This is a genomic window from Spirulina sp. CCY15215 (assembly GCF_016888125.1).
GTDB lineage: Bacteria > Cyanobacteriota > Cyanobacteriia > Cyanobacteriales > Spirulinaceae > CCY15215.
In genome coordinates, this window is record NZ_JACSWA010000278.1 from 1 (window position 1) to 19,368 (window position 19,368).

At 44.7% G+C, this 19,368-nt stretch carries 23 protein-coding genes and 2 pseudogenes; 13 read left to right on the forward strand and 12 right to left on the reverse strand.

Annotated elements, in window-relative coordinates:
• The first annotated feature begins 381 nt into the window (after positions 1-381).
• Positions 382-1,464, forward strand: coding sequence for an ATP-dependent 6-phosphofructokinase (locus tag JUI58_RS03260; RefSeq protein ID WP_204102311.1), 1,083 nt, complete (start codon positions 382-384; stop codon positions 1,462-1,464).
• A gap of 177 nt (positions 1,465-1,641) precedes the next feature.
• On the opposite strand, the gene JUI58_RS03265 is transcribed toward JUI58_RS03260, so the two are convergent.
• Both JUI58_RS03265 and JUI58_RS03270 read right to left on the reverse strand, forming a co-directional pair.
• Entirely contained in the window at positions 1,642-2,817 is a 1,176-nt protein-coding gene (locus JUI58_RS03265) for a TRC40/GET3/ArsA family transport-energizing ATPase (protein ID WP_204102312.1), read from the reverse strand.
• Between the two features lie 36 nt (positions 2,818-2,853).
• Positions 2,854-3,243, reverse strand: coding sequence for a DUF2358 domain-containing protein (locus tag JUI58_RS03270; protein ID WP_204102313.1), 390 nt, complete (start codon positions 3,241-3,243; stop codon positions 2,854-2,856).
• A 1-nt stretch (position 3,244) separates the two neighbouring features.
• On the opposite strand from JUI58_RS03270, the gene JUI58_RS03275 reads away from it, so the two are divergent.
• Entirely contained in the window at positions 3,245-4,540 is a 1,296-nt protein-coding gene (locus JUI58_RS03275; RefSeq protein ID WP_204102314.1) for a hypothetical protein, read from the forward strand.
• 42 nt (positions 4,541-4,582) lie between these two features.
• On the opposite strand, the gene JUI58_RS03280 is transcribed toward JUI58_RS03275, so the two are convergent.
• Positions 4,583-5,005, reverse strand: coding sequence for a hypothetical protein (locus JUI58_RS03280; RefSeq protein WP_204102315.1), 423 nt, complete (start codon positions 5,003-5,005; stop codon positions 4,583-4,585).
• A 204-nt stretch (positions 5,006-5,209) separates the two neighbouring features.
• Here JUI58_RS03280 and JUI58_RS03285 point away from each other — a divergent pair, with 204 nt between their 5' ends.
• Positions 5,210-5,551 carry a hypothetical protein gene (locus JUI58_RS03285; protein WP_204102316.1) on the forward strand — a complete coding sequence of 114 codons (342 nt, stop codon included), beginning with the start codon at positions 5,210-5,212 and terminating at the stop codon, positions 5,549-5,551.
• Between the two features lie 59 nt (positions 5,552-5,610).
• Positions 5,611-6,429, forward strand: coding sequence for a Uma2 family endonuclease (locus tag JUI58_RS03290; protein ID WP_239121241.1), 819 nt, complete (start codon positions 5,611-5,613; stop codon positions 6,427-6,429).
• Between the two features lie 39 nt (positions 6,430-6,468).
• On the opposite strand, the gene JUI58_RS03295 is transcribed toward JUI58_RS03290, so the two are convergent.
• From JUI58_RS03295 to JUI58_RS03310, 4 genes are all read right to left on the reverse strand, one after another.
• Entirely contained in the window at positions 6,469-7,512 is a 1,044-nt protein-coding gene (locus JUI58_RS03295) for an anthranilate phosphoribosyltransferase family protein (protein ID WP_204102317.1), read from the reverse strand.
• 78 nt (positions 7,513-7,590) lie between these two features.
• A complete protein-coding gene (locus JUI58_RS03300) occupies positions 7,591-8,544 on the reverse strand; it encodes a LysR family transcriptional regulator (RefSeq protein ID WP_204102318.1) in 954 nt (317 codons plus the stop codon).
• A 110-nt stretch (positions 8,545-8,654) separates the two neighbouring features.
• On the reverse strand, positions 8,655-9,116 hold the full coding sequence (locus JUI58_RS03305) for a Rieske 2Fe-2S domain-containing protein (RefSeq protein ID WP_204102319.1): 462 nt from the start codon (positions 9,114-9,116) through the stop codon (positions 8,655-8,657).
• Positions 9,117-9,197: 81 nt separating this feature from the next.
• Complete coding sequence (locus tag JUI58_RS03310) at positions 9,198-9,329, reverse strand: photosystem II protein N (RefSeq protein ID WP_204102320.1); 132 nt, start codon at positions 9,327-9,329, stop codon at positions 9,198-9,200.
• Between the two features lie 97 nt (positions 9,330-9,426).
• Here JUI58_RS03310 and psbH point away from each other — a divergent pair, with 97 nt between their 5' ends.
• Positions 9,427-9,630: a photosystem II reaction center protein PsbH gene (gene psbH / locus JUI58_RS03315; protein WP_204102321.1), complete on the forward strand. Its 204-nt coding sequence runs from the start codon at positions 9,427-9,429 to the stop codon at positions 9,628-9,630.
• A gap of 131 nt (positions 9,631-9,761) precedes the next feature.
• Complete coding sequence (locus JUI58_RS03320) at positions 9,762-10,049, forward strand: TatA/E family twin arginine-targeting protein translocase (protein WP_204102322.1); 288 nt, start codon at positions 9,762-9,764, stop codon at positions 10,047-10,049.
• Between the two features lie 45 nt (positions 10,050-10,094).
• On the opposite strand, the gene JUI58_RS03325 is transcribed toward JUI58_RS03320, so the two are convergent.
• Positions 10,095-10,802: a response regulator transcription factor gene (locus JUI58_RS03325; RefSeq protein WP_204102323.1), complete on the reverse strand. Its 708-nt coding sequence runs from the start codon at positions 10,800-10,802 to the stop codon at positions 10,095-10,097.
• Between the two features lie 435 nt (positions 10,803-11,237).
• Here JUI58_RS03325 and JUI58_RS03330 point away from each other — a divergent pair, with 435 nt between their 5' ends.
• The gene (locus JUI58_RS03330) at positions 11,238-11,864 is read left to right on the forward strand and encodes a CPP1-like family protein (RefSeq protein WP_204102324.1); all 627 of its coding nucleotides are present in this window, start codon (positions 11,238-11,240) and stop codon (positions 11,862-11,864) included.
• 179 nt (positions 11,865-12,043) lie between these two features.
• On the opposite strand, the gene JUI58_RS03335 is transcribed toward JUI58_RS03330, so the two are convergent.
• Both JUI58_RS03335 and JUI58_RS03340 read right to left on the reverse strand, forming a co-directional pair.
• Positions 12,044-13,561, reverse strand: a complete 1,518-nt coding sequence (locus JUI58_RS03335; RefSeq protein WP_204102325.1) for a DUF4335 domain-containing protein — start codon at positions 13,559-13,561, stop codon at positions 12,044-12,046.
• Positions 13,540-14,124, reverse strand: coding sequence for a DUF3038 domain-containing protein (locus JUI58_RS03340; RefSeq protein WP_204102326.1), 585 nt, complete (start codon positions 14,122-14,124; stop codon positions 13,540-13,542). The genes JUI58_RS03335 and JUI58_RS03340 overlap by 22 nt, the downstream gene beginning before the upstream one ends.
• A 185-nt stretch (positions 14,125-14,309) precedes the next feature.
• Between JUI58_RS03340 and JUI58_RS03345 the strand changes: the two genes are divergently transcribed.
• The 6 genes and pseudogenes from JUI58_RS03345 to JUI58_RS03375 all read left to right on the forward strand — a co-directional run bounded on the left by JUI58_RS03345 (position 14,310) and on the right by JUI58_RS03375 (position 18,192).
• Positions 14,310-14,993 (forward strand): response regulator transcription factor, encoded by a 684-nt coding sequence (locus JUI58_RS03345; RefSeq protein WP_204102327.1) that lies wholly within the window; start codon positions 14,310-14,312, stop codon positions 14,991-14,993.
• Positions 14,994-15,250: 257 nt separating this feature from the next.
• Positions 15,251-16,950, forward strand: a pseudogene (locus tag JUI58_RS03350) (SpoIIE family protein phosphatase).
• A gap of 3 nt (positions 16,951-16,953) precedes the next feature.
• Positions 16,954-17,382: an anti-sigma regulatory factor gene (locus JUI58_RS03360; RefSeq protein ID WP_204102330.1), complete on the forward strand. Its 429-nt coding sequence runs from the start codon at positions 16,954-16,956 to the stop codon at positions 17,380-17,382.
• Positions 17,383-17,437: 55 nt separating this feature from the next.
• Positions 17,438-17,524, forward strand: a pseudogene (locus JUI58_RS03365) (IS1 family transposase); the annotation flags it as partial.
• Positions 17,525-17,570: 46 nt separating this feature from the next.
• Complete coding sequence (locus JUI58_RS03370) at positions 17,571-17,861, forward strand: nucleotidyltransferase family protein (RefSeq protein WP_204102331.1); 291 nt, start codon at positions 17,571-17,573, stop codon at positions 17,859-17,861.
• Positions 17,851-18,192, forward strand: coding sequence for a DUF86 domain-containing protein (locus JUI58_RS03375; protein ID WP_204102332.1), 342 nt, complete (start codon positions 17,851-17,853; stop codon positions 18,190-18,192). Before JUI58_RS03370 ends, JUI58_RS03375 begins: the two co-directional genes overlap by 11 nt.
• Here the strand turns inward: JUI58_RS03375 and JUI58_RS03380 are convergent.
• On the reverse strand, positions 18,189-18,536 hold the full coding sequence (locus JUI58_RS03380) for a phenylpyruvate tautomerase MIF-related protein (protein ID WP_204102333.1): 348 nt from the start codon (positions 18,534-18,536) through the stop codon (positions 18,189-18,191). The two genes, JUI58_RS03375 and JUI58_RS03380, sit on opposite strands and share 4 nt — an antisense overlap.
• Before the next feature lie 51 nt (positions 18,537-18,587).
• Positions 18,588-19,070 carry a flavin reductase family protein gene (locus JUI58_RS03385; RefSeq protein ID WP_204102334.1) on the reverse strand — a complete coding sequence of 161 codons (483 nt, stop codon included), beginning with the start codon at positions 19,068-19,070 and terminating at the stop codon, positions 18,588-18,590.
• Between the last annotated feature and the right edge of the window lie 298 nt (positions 19,071-19,368).

Sequence of the window (19,368 nt, forward strand, 5' to 3'; positions counted from 1 at the left end):
CCTGACGCACAAAAATAGGGTCAAACCCAGACTAGAACTGAATTTGACCCCTGTTAAAATCCGAAGTCCAAAATGACACCCCCCGGTATCCGCAAAATTAAGACAAAGCTCGAAGATATAGCCATCCTTCCAGTTTACTCTGTTTGTTACATCTCTCAATCTCGAAGGCGATCGCCAAAGATATCTTTTCCGAAAGCCTCCATCTAAAGCTCATGCCATCGGAAATCTAAAATCAATCCCACAAAATTAGCAATTTGGCGATCGCTCGTCCAAAATACTCTAAAGAAAACCATCAATCCCCATTTATGGGGAAAAGAAAAAGAAAGTAGAATTTAAAGTTTCAATTCTGCTTCCGGTTTGATGATTAAGAGGAAAACAGAGATGGGAGAACCCAAACGCATTGGTATTCTCACAAGTGGCGGAGATTGTGCTGGCTTAAATGCCGTTATTCGGGCAGTGGTTAACCGTGCTATTGGAGATTATGGCTGGGAGGTATTGGGCATCAAAGGGTCAACAATGGGCTTATTAAGCCGACCTCCTAATGTTATGCCCCTCAAGCTGCATAAAGTCGATTCTCTTCTCACTCAAGGCGGGACGATTTTAGGAACTACTAACAAAGGCAACCCTTTTGCCTTTCCTATGCCCGATGGCAGCCTGAAAGATCGTTCCGAAGAAATCATTGAAGGCTATCATCAACTAGGGCTAGAAGCACTGATCGGCATTGGCGGCGATGGCAGTTTAGCTATTTTGCGACGCATTGCCCAACAAGGCGGCATTAAGCTCATCGGCATTCCCAAAACCATTGATAATGATGTGGGATATACCCAGCTTTCCATTGGCTTTAGTACCGCCGTTGATATTGCCACCGAAGCCCTCGATCGCCTTCACTTCACCGCCGCCAGTCACGATCGCGTCATGGTCTTGGAAGTGATGGGACGAGATGCGGGACATATTGCCCTCCGCGCGGGTATTGCTGGGGGCGCTCACGTAATTCTCATTCCCGAAATCCCCTATAATCTCGATCTAGTTTGCCAAAAAATCCGCGATCGGCAAAATGCGGGCTTTCATTTTTCCATTGTTGTTATCTCTGAAGCTGTCTGTACTGAAGAGGGAGACACGATTCAAAAACTACAACAATTTGGGGAATGTCGTTTGGGAGGAATCGGCCAATATGTTGCCGATAGTATCTCGAAATGTACGGGGGCAGAAACCCGCGTCACGGTTTTGGGTCACATTCAACGGGGAGGTCGCCCTTCTACCATCGATCGCATTTTAGCCTCGGCTTTTGGCATTGCGGCGGTAGACTTGATTTATCACGGAAAAGAGGACTTAATGGTAGCATGGCAGGACAGTCAAGTTATTAGTGTTCCCATTGCCGAAGCCATTCAAGATTATCGCACCGTTGATCCCGAGGATACCTTGGTCAAAACTGCTCGCGGTTTGGGCATTTGTTTGGGAAATTAAATAGTAGGGTGAGCAAAACTCACCCGAAAAAACTACACGATATCCTGTTAATCTAACTAATCTAACAGAGACTGCCCTCAAATGAAACTTTACCAATTTTGCCAGAAATTGCCTTATCGTTAACCGTGGCGCAAATACTAGCATGGTTGACATTCGGTTGATCTCGCCTTTGTTAAATTAAGTGCTAAAGCGAATTTTCAAATAATCTGACTCCATTTTTGCCCCAGACGGATTTAACGCAGCTAGGGCTTGGGGTAGAACTAAATTGCGGCGATGATTACCGATGCGAATATTTAATTCATCCCCAGTTTTATTTAACTGAATTTTATCTTTAGTCATGCGGGGTAAATATAGTTCTAAACTATAATATCCTCCTTCTTGTACAATACGCATAGTATTTTCTTGATAATAAACTTGTGATGGGTCTTCATCTGCATATAAAGTTTCTTTCAATCGTTCTAATGCCTCAAGCCCACACATTTCCTCAGAATATAAAGGAACTTCTTTTACGGGTAAAGGATGGAAATTTTCGTGAATTTCCTTTCTATAAATTTCCTGACTTTCCTTCCAACGTTTGAAAAAAGGATCGCTAACTTCTTCGGGAATAATACGATTGGCAATAATCAAATCTGTGGCCACATTATATAAACTTAAATAGGCATGAGCGCGTAAAGATTCCTTAATTACCATCTTCTCGGGATTCGTCACCAAACGCACTGAAGTTTGTGTATTATTGGTTAAAATCTTCTCTAATTCTTCAATTTGTTCGTAGAATTCGTAAGGAGCATCCATCACCTCTTTATCCGGTAGAGAAAATCCAGCAATGGGCTTAAAAATCGGTTCAACTAAAGGACGCAAAGCAACCGACATTGTTTGTAAGGGCTTATAAAATCTTCTCATATACCAACCCCCTACCTCTGGAATACTCAGCAGTCTTAATGCTGTTCCCGTCGGTGCAGAATCAATAATTAAAATATCGTATTTGCCCTCATCGTAGTGACGTTTCATTCGCACTAACCCAAATATCTCATCCATACCGGGGAGAATGGCTAATTCCTCCGCTTGTATGCCATCGAGTCCCCTAGCCTGTAAAACTTGGGTAATATAGCGTTTAACTGCCCCCCAATTGCCTTCTAACTCCATTAGTGCATCTAATTCCGCCCCCCAGAGGTTCGATCGCACGAGTTTGGCCTCGTGTCCCAGTTCCAGATCGAAACTATCAGCGAGGGAGTGGGCTGGATCGGTACTCAAGACGAGGGTTTTATAGCCCAATTCTGCACAGCGTAACCCCGTTGCTGCTGCAACCGATGTTTTTCCAACGCCGCCTTTTCCTGTCATCAAAATTACGCGCATGAGCCGATCTACCTAAGAAGTCCTTGCTATTCTAACTTAGGGCGCGGGAATCGAGACAAAATGCTGTTTGAGAACGTCAAGGCGAGAAATATGCCAGTAGTCTATGTGAGAAATAATCAGGTTTTCGGGGTTGAGTTGCAGTTCGCTGCGTCCAGGGATGGTGATGCGGGGTTGCCAAGGGAGGGGAGTTGTCCAGCTTAAGATCCATTGAGTCTGGATGGTATCGTGCGATCGCGTCATTTCGTGCAGTTCTAAGTTCATATTTTTGAACCAATGCGCCATAAAGGAAATCGTTTTGTGGTAGCGATCGCGCCCCCGAAATTCATTGATGGGGTCTTTGAAATAAACATCGGTCGCATAAATGCTATAAGTTTGATGACAAGGAAAGCGTTTATAGTCTTCTTTGAGAATTTCGAGAATATCCATAATGGAAAATAGGCAAGAGGTGGAGAGGGAAAAAAAGTTGGGAATTGCAACAATTTTCCGGCGCGATCGCTGGTTATTTCCACTTTTAATGGGGTTAACCAGTCGCAGTCTAATTGTTATCGCAATGGTGTTTATTGCGCCTTTACTGTCGGTTCCAGAAGGTGCTAGAAGCGTCCCTCAAGGTTGGGGTGTATTTTTTGCTTGGGATAGTGCAGCTTATCATGCGATCGCGGTGGAAGGCTACCATTATGTTAACGATGGCCAGGGCTATAATGTTGCTTTTTTTCCCTTACTTCCCTTGTTGACAAAACTGGTGATGTGTTTGGGATTACCATTTGATGTAGCCGCAACACTGGTGAATAGTTTTGCTTTTTTAGGGGCGTTATTTATTCTCTACAATTGGCTAGAAAGTTGTCAAGGAAAAAGTGTCGCGCGATGGTCAACGGTCGTTTTAGCATGGTGTCCATTTTCGCTTTTTGGGACAGTAATTTATACAGAAGGATTGTTTTTATTATGCAGTACGGCGGCCTTGGCTGCATTCCATCGCCAGCGTCATTTTTTAGCGGCTTTTTGGGGCATATTAGCAACGGCAACTCGCATCACAGGGTTAGCAATTGTTCCTACTTTTTTGCTGACTTCATGGCGAAAACGCCGTCCTTTTCGAGCTTATCTTGCTAGTTTTCTGGCCAGTGGTGGTTTAATTTTATATAGTTTATATTGTTGGCTGCAATTTAATGAACCATTAGCTTTTCTCAAAGTGCAGAAAGCCTGGCAACCCGAGCAAGATTTTTTTGGTCAAGGATGGCTAATTATGTTCGGTCAAATTCTGTTCGGTCATGCCAATATGAAAGCAGGAATATTAATCGATCCTTGGCATCCTTTAATGATTATTACGATTGGTATTTTGGGTTTCTTATTAGGGAAATTTCGCGATCGCCTTCCTGCTGTCGGGGTTGATATTGGCTTCAGTTTATTATTCTTGGCTTTATGGTTAATCGCTGGAGATCCTTTTCTCAATACTGTGATGGTTTTGGGGGGAATTTATGTGCTTTGGCATACCCGCAAAAAAATCCCCGCGATCGCGCTAATCTATGCTTTTTTTAGTTTCTGTATCATCTTTAGTTCGGGTCGAACGACTTCAGCAGAACGCTACGTTTACGGGATTATCTCTACCTCGATCGCCTTGGGAATCGTTTTCCAAAAATATCCACGTTGGGGTTATCTTGTCACAGTCTTTTTTGCCTTGTTACTGTTCTTATTTGGGTTGCGTTTTGCTCAACAGCAATGGGTCGCTTGATTCAGTAGAGAGTCTAGCCTTTATCAACAGAGAGTGCGCCAGTTACTGACGGATTGAAAGAGTATAGTTGAATTGGCTATTGGCACCCAGGCGATCGCCAACAATAATCGTATATTCTCCAGCCGGCCAATATCCAGTAATATTAGCTTCTCCATTGATGGCACGAGTACAAAAACGACCATCAGGACCTTCAATTAAAAGAGTAGGTTCGCCCCCTGCTACATTAATTTTAATTTCCATCGAATCAATATCCGTATCGAGGGTAATGACATGATTGGGGCTATTACTAATAAAACCGCAATCATTGGTGTTGACATTACCTCCCGATAGCCCGTTTAAGGTCTTGTTATAACCGGATTGAGGTCTAATGGCGATAGTTTCCGCAAGCGTTGCCCCAGCATGGAGAAAGCTAACCGCGATCGCCGTTGAAAATAGAGTTTTAAGCAATGATTTGATCTGTAGCATGATTTTTATCCTCAAAATTCGTCTCATACCTAATTATGACGCGGAAAGGCTTATTTTCCGGTTAGGATGGTACTGTCCTTCAATTGGCTAGATTGAGTACAAACTCGTCCAACTGCAATTTTTTATTTGATAATAAGTATAGTCGCTAATATTTTCCTGTAGCGATCGCCAAATTCGTAAACCTGATATTCCACTGATATTCCTATGAACTCTCCCAACAATCGCGATTTAGAACAAAAACTACAAGAACTAGAGAGAGAGCTAGATCGAGCCGCAAGTAAGACCGAAACGAATACGGCTGTCGAACCCGAAATTCAGCCAAATTACCCAACCTCGAATTCATTAAACTTCGATGGCGTAGCGACAACCCTCAAAAATGGCTTCAATGCCCTACCTCCTGCCGGAAAAATCGTCGTTGCCCTGGTGGCAAGCGGTTTTGCCTTGTCCGTCGTTAGCGGTGTTTTACACCTGTTGACTTCTTTGATTGTACTGGCGATCGTCGGCACTCTCGGCTACTGCGCTTACCAATGGTTTATCAAGGATTAATAAAACTGCACAAAAATCCTGCATTCAACCGCCCAAAACCGAATTCATTGTATCTAGAAATGACTTCAACCTTTAAGCGTCCCATCCAAACCGATCCCCCCTTGTCTCCCCGGCAAACCCTGCCGACTATGTACGATTTACCCAGTGAAAATCCGGAGGATCCTGGTTTGCCAGACGAATTTCATATTTGGCAGCCCCAAATGCTGCTTTTAACCTTTAAACCCCCCAATTGGGATGCGAACCGCGTTTTTTCAGCCACAGACCTTTATCTTTACTACGATCCCATCCAGCTACGTTGGTACAAGCGTCCAGATTGGTTTGGAGTCGTGGGTGTTCCCCGACTCTATGAAGAACGAGATTTGCGCCTGAGTTATGTCTGCTGGCAAGAAGAAGCCAATCCTTTTGTAGCCCTTGAACTCCTGTCTCCTGGTACAGAAAATGAAGACTTGGGACGCACTTCAAGGCGATCGAAAGCCCCTCCCACAAAATGGCAAGTTTACGAGCAAATTTTGCGAATTCCCTATTATTTCGTTTTCAGTCGTTATACCAGCGAATTGCAAGCGTTTCATTTGGTTGGCGGTCATTACGAACCTGTCTCCCTCACTAATGGGCGTTTAGCTATTCCCGAACTGGAGTTGAGTTTTGGTTTGTGGCAAGGCTCTTATCAAGGACTCGATCGCCTGTGGGTACGCTGGATGACCCTAGAAGGGGCGTTAATTCCCCTACCTGAAGAAATGGCCGCCGCCGCCGAAGAGAGGGCTAATTCGGCGGAGGAAAGGGCTAATTCGGCGGAAGAAAGGGCTAGTTTGGCGGAACAACGCGCCGAACAATTAGCAGCACAATTGCGGGAATTAGGAATCGATCCGGCGAATTTGTAGTTCACAACATTATTTTTTTATAAGGGCGATCGCATTCCTCTAAGCGATCGCCTTTTTAATCTCTTCTAATTTCTGGCTCACTTGTCCTGAAGTTAACAAAGATTCTGCTCTTCCTATTGCTGTCTCTAAATCTTCGCAGATTCCGCAACGCCAAAGATAAAACCCCCCATTCCAGAGAACTGCGGGCAATAACTCCAATGCTTGTCCTTGTAAAAGCCCCTGCATTTGGGCGAAAAGTTGCGTTTCGGAGGTCAAAGGCACCTCTTTTCCTCCCAAATTGTAATCTTTAGCGTTGAGTTTTAAACGCTGAATTTCCGGATTATCTGGGTTGTAAACAGAAATAATCGTCGTGCGATCGCGCGGTAGATCGCAACTCCCTTCCAAACCTTTAATTAAGGTGTAATTTTTCACCCCCCGCAACCCCAAAGCACCCTGCATAAACTGTTCCGTCGGAGGATGAACAAACCCCGCAGCCAGGTGAAATTCCCCTTGATAGGGCGGCCAAATTAGCTCTACTGTTGCAAAAGGAGGACGCTTGCCAATTTGATCGCGATAGGTCACTAATCCTTGAGCAAGGGGAAATTGTTGAGGAAGATAAAGAAAACCGATTCCCGTTTTTTCTAAGAGGTTTTGGACTTGTGGGAGGGAAAGTTGCGTAAAATCCGCACCTAATCCTTGCCAAATGTCTTTGAGGGGAATGCCGTATTTTGTCGGCATGACATCTCCTCCATGTTGAATGACGGGAACCCCGGCTGCTGACAAAATGAGGGCAGTGAGAACCGTTACCGGAGCATGACGCGATCGCCCATCGTAAGGCGTACCCATAATCGTCACGGTGGGAGCATTCGGCCAAGATTTTAAGCGCATTCCCAATTGATCATAAGTATCAAGCATCCCGGCTAATTCTTCGCTAGTGGGGCGTTTGATACGATGGGCGATTAAAAATGCGCCAATTTGAGCCGGAGTTGCCTCTTGGGTCAAAATTGCCTCAGTCGCTTGGGCGGCTTCTGCTCGGGTTAAATCTTTACCCGTATGGGGACCGCTACCTATTTTTTTCAGCAGTTCTCGAAAGGCATTACTCATAAGGGAATAGGAAACAAGAAATAGAGAATAGGGAACAGTATTTTCCCATTTTCTCCTGCTTTTTACGATTCAGGAGAATTAAGCAATATATTCTTCTTTTTTCTGGGGTTCTTTTTGTAGGGTTTGACGGACTAAGTTGCAAAAATGTTGGATGGGAGGGATGAGAAGGCGATCGCAGGTGGTAACGAGAACGACTTGACGGGTTAAATTGCTATCTTCAACACTACCACCGAGGGCATTAGAAGCAGCAATACTACGGATGGCAAGGGAGGGATCGTTTTTGGCTTCGACGAGTGCGCCCTGGGGAAGTAGCGCGATCGCGTCTCCTTGTCGGACAACACCGCGAAAAGCATCGAGGGTGTTCAGTTCCATCATGACTTGCAGGGTTGCACCCAATTTCTCGAAACGCTCTTGAACTAAGCGCTGCATCCCATACCCGTCCTTAAAAACCACTTGAGGATAGCCGATTAATTTTGACCAAGGGACGCGATCGTATTGGGAAAGGGGATGATGGGCGGCCATTAAGATTTGTACGGGTTCTTGATACAGATGCTCTACAATCGTTTCTGGGGAAGCTGTTAAAAATTGATTGTTCATCACGATCGCTACGTCAACCAAATTATCCCGCAAAACCTTCAGGGCGCGATCGCTACCCAAAGCCGTAACTCGCAACTGCACTTCAGGATAGTCTCGGCAAAATTGTTGCAGGATCGGCGGTAAATAATGGCCGCAAGCGGAATGAATAGCGGCGACACAAAGTTCCGGTTGTTTGCCATCTCGCAATTCTCCCAGTTCTCGGTTGATATTATTCCACTCCAAACAGATCCGTTTAGCCCTCGATAGTAATTGGTCCCCTGCGATCGTCAATTTAACGCGGGCGGTACGATGAAACAGAGGCAAACCTAATTCGCTTTCAAGAGCCTGTATTTGGCGACTGATAGTGGATTGGGTGATACCGCACTGTTTCGCTGCTTGTCCGAAGTTTCCGGCCTCCGCTACGGCTAAAAATGCCTGCAATTGCTCAATCCGCATAGAGTCTATCGTAAAATCGCATTATTCCATTCCCCCAAGACTCTAGCGGATTTAGGCGATCGGTTTGGTAGAAAGGGATACATCCAAGCGGCGTAATTCGCTCAACTTAATTAACTCGTTTTTACCCAAATAGAATCACCCTCCTCCTTAATTTCATAACTGGCGAGAGCAGTTTCTGCGGGACCCTCAATCACTTTTCCATCTGTGGCAAATTTAGAGCCGTGACAAGGACAGGCTAAATTAGCATCACTGGCTCTCCACTCAACATCACATTGTTTGTGAGTACATTTTATATTCACGGCAGAGAGAGTCTCATCTGGATTACGAACAACGATCGCCTCCAATTTTTTATCGGTAATATAGCCATCTTGATTGAGTGCGGCGACTGTTCCCACCAGCACAAATCCATCTGCATCGGGTTGACTTTGACTCGCTGTTTCTGAACTTGTTTCACTGCTTGAAGAAGAACTCTCTTCTGAAGAATCCTCAGAAAAACAAGCCGCGATCGCCACAGGCAAAGAGGTTGCCAGTATTCCAGTACCAAACCAGCGCAAAAATATACGACGTTCCATATTAAAATTCCTTGAATGGTGTTCTTTAAATTTAGTGGGTGACAAACTAACAAAAGTAATTAAAATTCAGTGAGACTAACTTTAATCTTCGTGTTCGTCAAAGGGATCGAGTAATTCCGCCGAAGGTGCGCCAAAAGACATATAGATCGAATATGCCGTCACAGCCAGCAATAAAATACCAATGCCAATAATAAAAACTGTTGCGGGTTCCATTTTTTAAGTTTGAAGATGAGACCGATAGCTCTATAATATTACGAGACATTAACAAAATGTCACTTTCATTCATTTTTGACTATTCATTTTTGAGATTATGGCACAGCGCACGTGGTTGGGCGATCGGCTAAGGCCCTTAAACGCCGAGTACGGAAAAGTTGCTCCCGGTTGGGGAACAACTTCCCTTATGGCAGTTTTCATGCTGTTATTTTTCGTGTTCTTGTTAATTATTTTGCAGATTTACAACTCCGATCTCGTTCTCAATGGCGTGAATGTTGATTGGAGAAGTTTAGGTAGCTAGAATGGGACGCTAGAGTTAAGCAGAGGCTTCTCTTCTTGTGATTTTTCCAGTTAGAGCGATCGCACCCGGTTCGCCGGGTTTTTTATTGTGTAAAAATTAAAGACGCAAACTTGAGGAACGGGAGTTTTATCATGAATGTTTTTGGCATTGGTTTACCGGAAATGGTACTAATTTTGGTTGTTGCCCTACTCATTTTCGGGCCGAAGAAATTACCAGAAATCGGGCGCAGTCTCGGCAAAGCGATTCGCGGATTCCAAGAAGCATCCAATGAATTTCAAAATGAATTTAAGCGAGAAGCACAACAAATTGAAGATACCGTAAAAATGAATGCTCAGTTAGAACCCCAAGAATCAAACGAGATGAATCCCAAGGTAGAAGCGACTACCCAGCATCCAGAATCCGAATCTCCTCAAGTTTAAGTGAGATTTACTGGCGATCGCCCAGAAATGCGATCGGCAAGCAAGTTACAATTCTGGCAGTTCAAAACGATAGCCATAACCGCGAATCGTCTTAATCAGAGAAGGCTGGGCAGAATCGTTTTCGATTTTTTTGCGAATTTGTCCGATGTGTACGTCCACCACCCTTTGATCTCCCACCATATCGTCATAATCCCAAACATCTTTAATTAAAGTTGGGCGACTTAAGGCTTCATTGGGATGAGACGCAAGGTAATAGAGCAGATCGAACTCTAGTGAAGTAAATGAGACCAGTTGGCCGCTCACTTTAACTTCTCTGCGCTGAGGATCGATCGCTAAATAACCAAACTCAATAATTTCTTTTTCCGGCGGGGTTGCCACCACGCGCTTGCGCTTGAGGATCGCCCCGACCCGAAATTCGAGTTCTTGCAAATCAAACGGTTTTGTTAAATAGTCATCGGCTCCTTTCCTAAAGCCGATCGCCTTATCTTCCGTATCATTACGACTGGTAAGCATTAAAACAAAGACATCCGTTCGGCTTTGCATTTGCTCGCAGAGATTATAGCCGAGAGCATCGGGCAAATTCACATCGAGAATCACCAGATCGGGGTTAAAGCTGTCAAACGCGACCAAGGCAGACTTGCCATCAGCCGCCGATTCCACTTGATACTTTTTTTGAGAGAGAAATCGCTCAACGAGGTTTCGGATAGCTGGGTCATCATCCACAACAAGAATTTTGGCAGAGTCCGTAGCCATAGTTTTTCTTTGAAAAAATTAAAAAACTAGATATTATGACTTAATTTAAGGTCGATTAACCCAAGAGTGTCCTTGGTATTCTAGACAACAGCATTCTAGACAACAATAGGACTTACTCATTAACGGGCAAGATGCCCGCACTACCATAGCAAGAGAATACCGTAGTGGGAGCGTCTCGCTCCCTAGCTGCGTAAGTCCTGAACAATAGAGACACTGATAGATTACTCTAAATAGATTAGGTCATGCTCGATATATTGACATCCAATCGGCAATTGACTGGTTGGAACTGGCGAGCCAGTTTACCACCCTCTCGATGTCAAGCTACACTAGCTTTATGAGGGAGTGCAGCAAAGGGTTAACTCTGAAACACTTATTAACCAGTGTAGAATTTGCAGCAACCAAAGGCAAAGATGGGACTATTGTGGAGGTTGTTTGATGAGCGAACAAAATGCCTATGAAACTCTAGGGTTAACGCGGGACGCGTCTTTTGAAGAAATTCAAGAGGCTAGAAGTCGTTTGGGTCAGCAATACGAAAATGACAGCAAACAAGTGCAAACCATTGAGGCTGCTTATGATGCGATTATCATGGATCGCTTGAAAATGCGTCAAGAGGGCAAAATTAAGGTACCCGAGCGCATTCGCTTTCCGGAGCGGAAGGTAGAAGCTCCATCCCCTGTCGCGTTGAATACGCCAACGGCTTCTACGGGTTGGATGCAGCAATTTATCGATACGCCATCGCGATCGGATATTCTTTGGCCGGCTCTGATATTTTTGGGTTTGGCGATTTTGACCTTGTTAAACTCGAATGAGAATTCGACCTTAAGCCCTCTAGTCCTTGGATTAGGGTTTTGTGTCAATCTTTATTTTCTCAATCGCAAGGAAAATCGCTTTGGCCGTGCTTTCTTGATGACATTGGCTGGATTCTTCATGGGATTGATTATTGGGGGGCTTCTATCGGGCTTGGTGAGTTCTCCTGTTGACAATGGGGGTAGTTCTCCGGTGGAGTTTGCCCAATTACTAACTTTCCTAATTTTCTGGCTAATGAGTAGTTTTCTACGCTAATTCGTTTTCTAGACACTAAAACTCAATTAATCCTCAATGAGTTCTCTGGATTTGGGGGATTAATTGAGCAGGAGGGTAAATTTTTGTTAATTTTTATGAAAAATAGTGAAAAATAGACCAGAGAAAGTCTTTTTCTCATCTCTTTTTCTCATCTCTTTTTCTCATTTATGGTTTTTTCTTCAACGATCTGAGGATTCCAAAAGGGTTTGTACTGAACCATCTGTTTCCAAAACCAAACGCATTTGTAGGGTTTGAAGATTTGAGGAGGGGGCAACAAAGGGTTTGCCCAGTTGGGGCATAGGGGTGCGGTTGAGATAGCTTCGTGCGGCTTCTCCTAGGGGGATAATGCGTTCGAGAGAACCATCTCTGTCCAAGTACAGGCGATATTCTAAGGTTTCGCTTAGGTTTTCTGGGGGTTGCCACCGTTGTTGGAAATAGCCTTGGACTTGAGAGACTTGGGGGGGCGCAATTTGCTCTGGATTACTGGTTCTGCCTTCTAAGGATTCAAAGGGAGAGGGGGCGCGATCGCGGCTGCTGTTTGGACTAGGAACAGAACGAGCAACAACAGGAGGGGGAGAGGCTGCTGCTGGGGTTTCTGATTGATTGGGCGATCGCGACGGTTCGACAGGAGTAGTGGGGGAATTATCGGCAAAGGGGTTGTTTTCTAAAGAGGAGTTGTTCTGAGATCGTTCTGAGGTGATGGCGGGTAGATCCGGCAGGGTTGGCGTGGCTTTGGGCGGTACTAGGGGGAAATCATTGTTTTCCTTTTCCTTTGGGGAGGGTGGAGGTGAGGAGGAACTTGAGGAATTGCTTCTATTGGGAGGGGGGGCGGGTCTGGGGATAACAAAGGGGGCTTCTGAGGGGATGGGGGTAGTTACAGACGGGGGAGGAGTCACTTGACCGCGTTGGGAGAGATCGTTAGGAAAGGTAGGATTGGGAGGGAGTAAGGGTTCTGGGAGGGACGGTAAAGGTTCTAGGGGAGAGGTGGCGAGGGAATCTTGCTTTGGAGATGAAGTTGAGGCAATTTGACTTTGCGGTTGTTGGCTGAGTCGGGCGATCGCCGTTGCCAGTCCCAGGGTAATCACCAGTCCGGCGGCAACTTTTACCCAAACTGGAATCATCGGAGTTGCAGACTGACGAGCCAATTGAGGGAGGCGATCGATCTCCGCACTGTACTCGTCAAGGGCTGTGGCCAGATCGAAAAGTTGGCTTGCACTCAACGGCACGATCGCCTCTGCATTCGACTCAGCCAATTCCCCGAGGGTGAGTTCGTGGAAGAGTAGTCCTTTGGGTTGAAGATAAGGCAAAGAAGGTGCAGGAGAGGCATTATCCTCGGGGGGAAGAGGGGACTTTTCGGCGGTCAAAGTGTCAACGGCGAGAAGGGGAAAATTGCGAGTCGAAGATAGGAGTAAAAAATCTTGAACGTAGGTGGTGACTAAATCGCACAAAAGATCTAACTGTTGGCGATCGCCACAAGCGATGGGAGAGTCTTTCTGAATATTTCTGGGATCGTCGAAGCGCAATTCAAAACGTAACTCGTTAACGAGGGAATTCCCCCAAAAACGAGCCAGAGGCGATCGCTTGGCAAAAATCTCTAAAGTACAAGTCGGGGGAGTATAGCGGCGGGTAATCATGGTAGAGATGAATGATGGGGGATGAAAATAATTAATAATTGTTAACTGATAAGGGCTAACCATAAGCGGCGATGACCATTTGCCCCACTGTAGAAGAGCAAATCGATTAAAAATTTGCAGGCAAGATTCTCAAGTTCTTCGCTAGAAACTGCTGCATTTTCTCTCATGCGTTCTTGATAAGCATTAGAAAAATTGTCTAAATAATCTCCTAAAAGTGCGGCTTGATAGGGAGGGCGTTCGTCCTGTACCATTTGCTCGAGCAAAGTCACGGCACGACGAACCAACTCTTGATGCTGTTGTGCCAGACGACAGATAATTAAAACCAACGATCGCGCTTCTTCTACATCTAACTTTTTTCGTCCCCCCGAACTTTTTCGTAAAGGATTAGATTGACGCAAACGCCATAAACCGACGCGATCGCCGATGTCAGATTCCAAGCCCAATTCTTGGGCCGTTTTGAGCATAGCATCAGAACCAATGCCTAGGAGGGCTTCTAACGCCAGTAAAACCAGATCGAGGTGGGTTTTAATATTGTCGAGTTGACCGACCTTGGGGGATGCCGCAAGGGTTAAATCTTGCCACAAAGTTTGTTGGTGTCGGTGGAGTTGGGGACTGCGGGACTGCATAAATTTAGCTTACAGAAGCGATCGGGGTGGGAGTCGTGTCGTTACCATTCTGGCAACATCGGCGCAAAAGCATTCTGGAATTTTAGGATATATACGATAAAATTGTGGGAATTGGCTGCTTCATCTCTTGAGAGTAGGGAGTGTCAAAAGATTGGTAGGGAAAAATAAGCATCTGAATTACAGATATGAATCACATTCGAGTCGTCTTGATTGAAGACCACGATCTTACCCGCATGGCTTTGAAAACAGCATTACAAGAACGCAGTGAAGTCGATTGTATCGGGGAAGCCACCAAGGGGAAGGAGGGCTTGCAGTTGGTGCAGAATCTTGTCCCCGATGTGGCGATCGTTGATATTGGTCTACCGGATCTCGATGGTATTGAACTGACCCGTCAGTTAAAAGCTACGCCGATCGCGACTAAAATCCTGATTTTGACCCTACAGGATAACGAAGAAGCTGTCATGACTGCCTTTGCAGCAGGAGCAGATTCCTATTGTATGAAAGATACAAAACTAGAATGGCTTCTCGATGCCATTAAAACAACTCATCAAGGTAATGCTTGGATAGATCCGGCGATCGCCAGAATTGTCCTCTCCTGCGCCCGCAATTCTAATTCTGTGAGGTCACATTTTGCGTCACATTCTGCCTCAAACTCCTCTCGGACCGAGAATTATTATCTCACCGAACGCGAACTTGAAGTTCTGCAACTGATCGTGGAAGGCTACAGCAATGCCGAAATTGCCAAAGCCCTCTATATTACCGTTGGCACCGTGAAAACTCACGTTCGCAATATCCTCAATAAACTTTGTGCTAACGATCGCACCCAAGCCGCCGTACAAGCCTTGCGTTCTGGTATTGTTAAACTATAAACGATTCATGAATTGTTTGTGGCTAATTGTTCATTGTTCGAGAGAGGTGCAAAAGATGGTATAGTCTGAAAAGTATGGGGTGTTCATCAAGTGTCTTCCCAGTATCAAGGAGACGGTTCGATCTCGATAAGGATTACAAAGAATTAATTCCTATCACCAAAACCAACCGGATAGTAACTCTTTTAGTAACTCCCCCCAGAATCTCCAATTTCCTTTTTCTTTTTCCCTTCTTTTTATAATCCAACCGGAGAAAGTTAATGAGTCAGGTAAGTTCCCAGAAACTGAAACTGATGGTGGTGGACGATGAACCCGACAATCTAGACTTACTATATCGTACATTCCGGCGGGACTTTAAAGTTTTCAAAGCAGATGGCGCTTTAAGCGCTCTAGAAACTTTGGAAAAAGAGGGGGAAATGGCCATTATTATCTCTGACCAGCGAATGCCAATCATGAACGGGACGGAATTTTTAAGTAAAACCGTCGATCGCTTTCCCGAAACCATTCGCATTCTCCTGACGGGTTATACCGATGTAGAAGATTTAGTCGATGCCATTAACTCTGGCAAGGTATTTAAGTACATCACCAAACCTTGGAATCCAGAAAATCTCAAAATCGTCGTCCAACAAGCCTCCGAGACCTATAAAGTTCTCAAGAAAAGAACAAACGAACTGCGCCGCGCCCTGAGACGAGAAGAAATTCTCAACGTCGTTACGCGGACTATTCGCGAATCTTTGGATTACAAAGATATGTTACAGGCGATCGTCAAAACGATTGCGGAAAATTTTGAGGCCGCAGCCGGGGTTCTCAGACCCGTTGAAGGCGATCACTTCAGTGTCGATTCTTTCCCTTATCAAATCCCGGAAGGCGATCGCAGTGTGGAATCAAAGGTGGAATTCAGTTTCCCCCCCGAGATGCCATCATTACTTGATCGCGTCCTCGAAACTCGTAATACTCAAGTACAGGTTTCATCAGAGGAAGATGCCGCCCTGCAATTAGCAGTTCCTCTCACGGTTCAACAAGACCTCCTTGCCGTCCTTTATCTCACTCAAGATCGAGAGGCAACCCCTTGGATTGAAGATGATATCAATCTCTTGAAATCCGTCGTCGAACAGGCAGCTTTAGCGGTTTCCCAAGCCAAACTCTATCAACGCACTCAACAACAAGCCGAGAAAATGCGGGCTGAGTTAGAAGTCGCCAGACAAATTCAGCACAATTTGTTGCGTCAGAGTTGGGGAGATACAGGAAACGTAAAAGTTCAGGCCAGTTGCTATCCAGCTCGAGAAGTAGGAGGAGATTTCTTTGAGGTTTACGTTCATCCTCAAGGAGATATTTGGTTAGCGGTGGGAGATGTTTCCGGAAAAGGAGTTCCGGCTGCATTGTTTATGACCAGTGCCATTTCAATTTTGCGTCGGGAACTCTCCCAAGAAGCCTCTCCCGATCCTCATGTGGTGTAGGAAATCTCAACCAAACCATGAATGACGATTTATTTAGCACGAATTGTTTTATTACGATGGTGATCGCCCGCTATAGTCCAGAAACAAGGTGCTTGAATTATGCCAATTCTGGTCATATCTACCCGATGGTTTGGAATCATCAAACCAGCATTCAACAAGCAGAAGCGGGACAGGCTAATGGTCTTGAACCCAATTATTTAAAAGCGAGAGGCGTGCCTGTCGGTATTTTGCCCGTTTGGAAAGGACAAGCCGGTGAGATAACCTTAAGCTCAGGAGATATTTTTTTGTTAACCAGTGATGGTATTACAGAAGCAACCGTGACGCGAGAGGATTCCCCGAGCGCGTCAGAAACGAATACAATGCTCAATCAGGACGGTCTTTGGCAATTGATTCTGGAAGAATCGTCAGCTTTCGATCTCACCAGCTTGTTAGAGCGCTTTCGTCAATGTACCACCCAAGTTCAGGAAGACGATCAAACCATGCTATCTTTGGAGGTTTTGTAGTTAATGAAGACGGAACTACAAATTCCGAGCGATCTTAAGTTTTTAACAGTAGTCGAGCGCTGGTTGCTTGACTGTTTGGAACTGGAACTCGGTGATTCAGTGGATTGGCCGCGCCAGTCCAGCCGCCTGCGCCTAGCGTTGGTGGAGGCATATTCTAATGTCGTGCGCCACGCTCATAAAGAACAAGCGCAAATTCCTATTTTGCTGCGCCTCGAACTGAAAAATCGAGACTTGGCTTTGGAAATTTGGGATGTTGGTAATGGCTACGATCTTGATACCTATTCGGCTCCAGTTCCCGAACGAAAGCAGGAGGGTGGTTATGGTTGGTTAATTATGAAAAGGCTCATGGATAAGGTTGAATACCAATTGCAGGTCAATGGCGAACGAAATTGCCTAAAACTACAAACTAATTTGCCGGAGACTGTATCTTGAACGGTTTCTGAATCACTATGAACTATCCCACCGTGTAGACGGATGGGATTTCAGTTACTCGAAATCCTTAACGATGCTCGAGTATTCCATTCGCTTGCTCTTGCATTACTTGAAATTCAACAAAGTGCCAGTTCCTCTTTAAACATTAGGCATTCTCCAACGCCAAAAAATACTAGAGCGTGTCAATTATGAATACTTCAGAGATTATTCAGCGACTCCAACAAGAACAAAAGATATTACAAAATATGGGGGCGCGATCGCTTTCTTTGTTTGGTTCAGTTGCTCGGAATGAGGCTCATGCAAATAGCGATCTAGATTTGTTGGTAGACTTATCTGAAAATTGCGGTTTATTTGAGTTGTTTCGCCTCCGTCGCTATCTCGAAGAACAACTGAATTGTTCAATCGATCTGGGAACAGTAGAAGCACTCCGGGAACATCTTCGCCAACCGATTCTTGAGGAAGCAATTCATGTCTTCTAGAGATTGGAAATTACGGGTTTGGGATATTCTCAATGCGATCGCAGAAATCCAAGAGCAGACAGAAGCCTGTAGCTATGAAGAATTTCGCCAGAACTCATTACTGCAAAAAGCAGTGCTGTACAACTTCATTATTATAGGTGAAGCTGCTAACAGTATTCCAAACTCAATTCAAGCTCTTGCCCCCGATCTACCTTGGCGAGATATGTCTGATATGCGTAATGTAATCGCTCATGAGTATTTCCAAATTAATCTCCGTCTGGTTTGGAAAACTATTCAGCTTAACCTTCCTCCTCTCGTTGAATTTCTCCAGAGATTACTTGATGAATCCTAAAAAGTTGTTCCTTTCCAGCCCCACAGATGGCGTTCTGCATCGGCAAATTCAATGTAAATACGATCGCCTGGAACACCTAAATCTTGACTAATAGTATGACAAAAATCTTGGCTCATGGCTTTGGTTTGTTCCGGCTTCATGGTGCCAATGCTTTTGATTTCTAGAAAACAGACGCGATCGGGACTCCCCGCAAAAGTCATAGGAACATTTCCTTCAAAAGCCGTCATGACATAACTTTCTGGTTTGCCCAAATGTTGTGCTAATTTCTCCGACAAACTTTTGAGCAAAATTTTAACTTTTTCAGCATCGGGAGATTCAGTAGATTGAACTTTTATTAAGGGCATAATTTCCAAAGATAAATTTATAACGAGTGACTGGCGATCGGTAACTGTAGATCATCCTCCATATTGCCAACCTGTATTTTCAAGCAATAAAGGTTTACCATCGCGATAAATTCCCGCACCGATCGCCTCTCCGACAAAAACAGTATGATCTCCTTCATCAACGCTACCGATGACGCGGCATTCTAGATATCCTAATGAATCTGTGATGATGGGACATCCGGTTTTCTCACCGAGAGTAAAATCAATATCTGCTAATTTATTGCCAACACGACTTTGGGGTTTAAAAAATTTCGCGGCTAAGTCTTTTTGTCCTTCGTCAAGAAAGCTCAATGTGAATACACCGCTCTTTTTCAGCATGGCATGAGAACCGGAATCTTGCCGCACGCAATTAATCACTAAAGGCGGTTTGAAAGAGCCTTGCATTACCCAACTGGCTGTAAATCCGTTGAGTTCTTCTCCATCTTTAACCCCACAGATGTATAGCGCGTGGGGAATTTTTAGTAACATGGTTTTCTTGGCGTTTTCGTCTAACATTGTTTTTCTTTCCGCGAACAAAATTTTTCTTTTGTTTTAGTTTATCAAATAAACCAAAATAAATTCCCTGTCAGAATTTTTGATTTTGACAGGGGATTTTTAACGTATCGAAGAATTAACCTTTCATCAGAAAAAATGGGTAGAAACCCCGTCCTTATAGGACGGCTTTATATTAGTTTCGCTACCGCCTTGGAGTTGTTCAATTAGGGTGCCTTTGTATTGCACTTTTAACAGGACAATTACTGTATCTAACTAAACAACCCTGTACGCATAGCGTTTTTGCTCTTTCGAGCCTCCT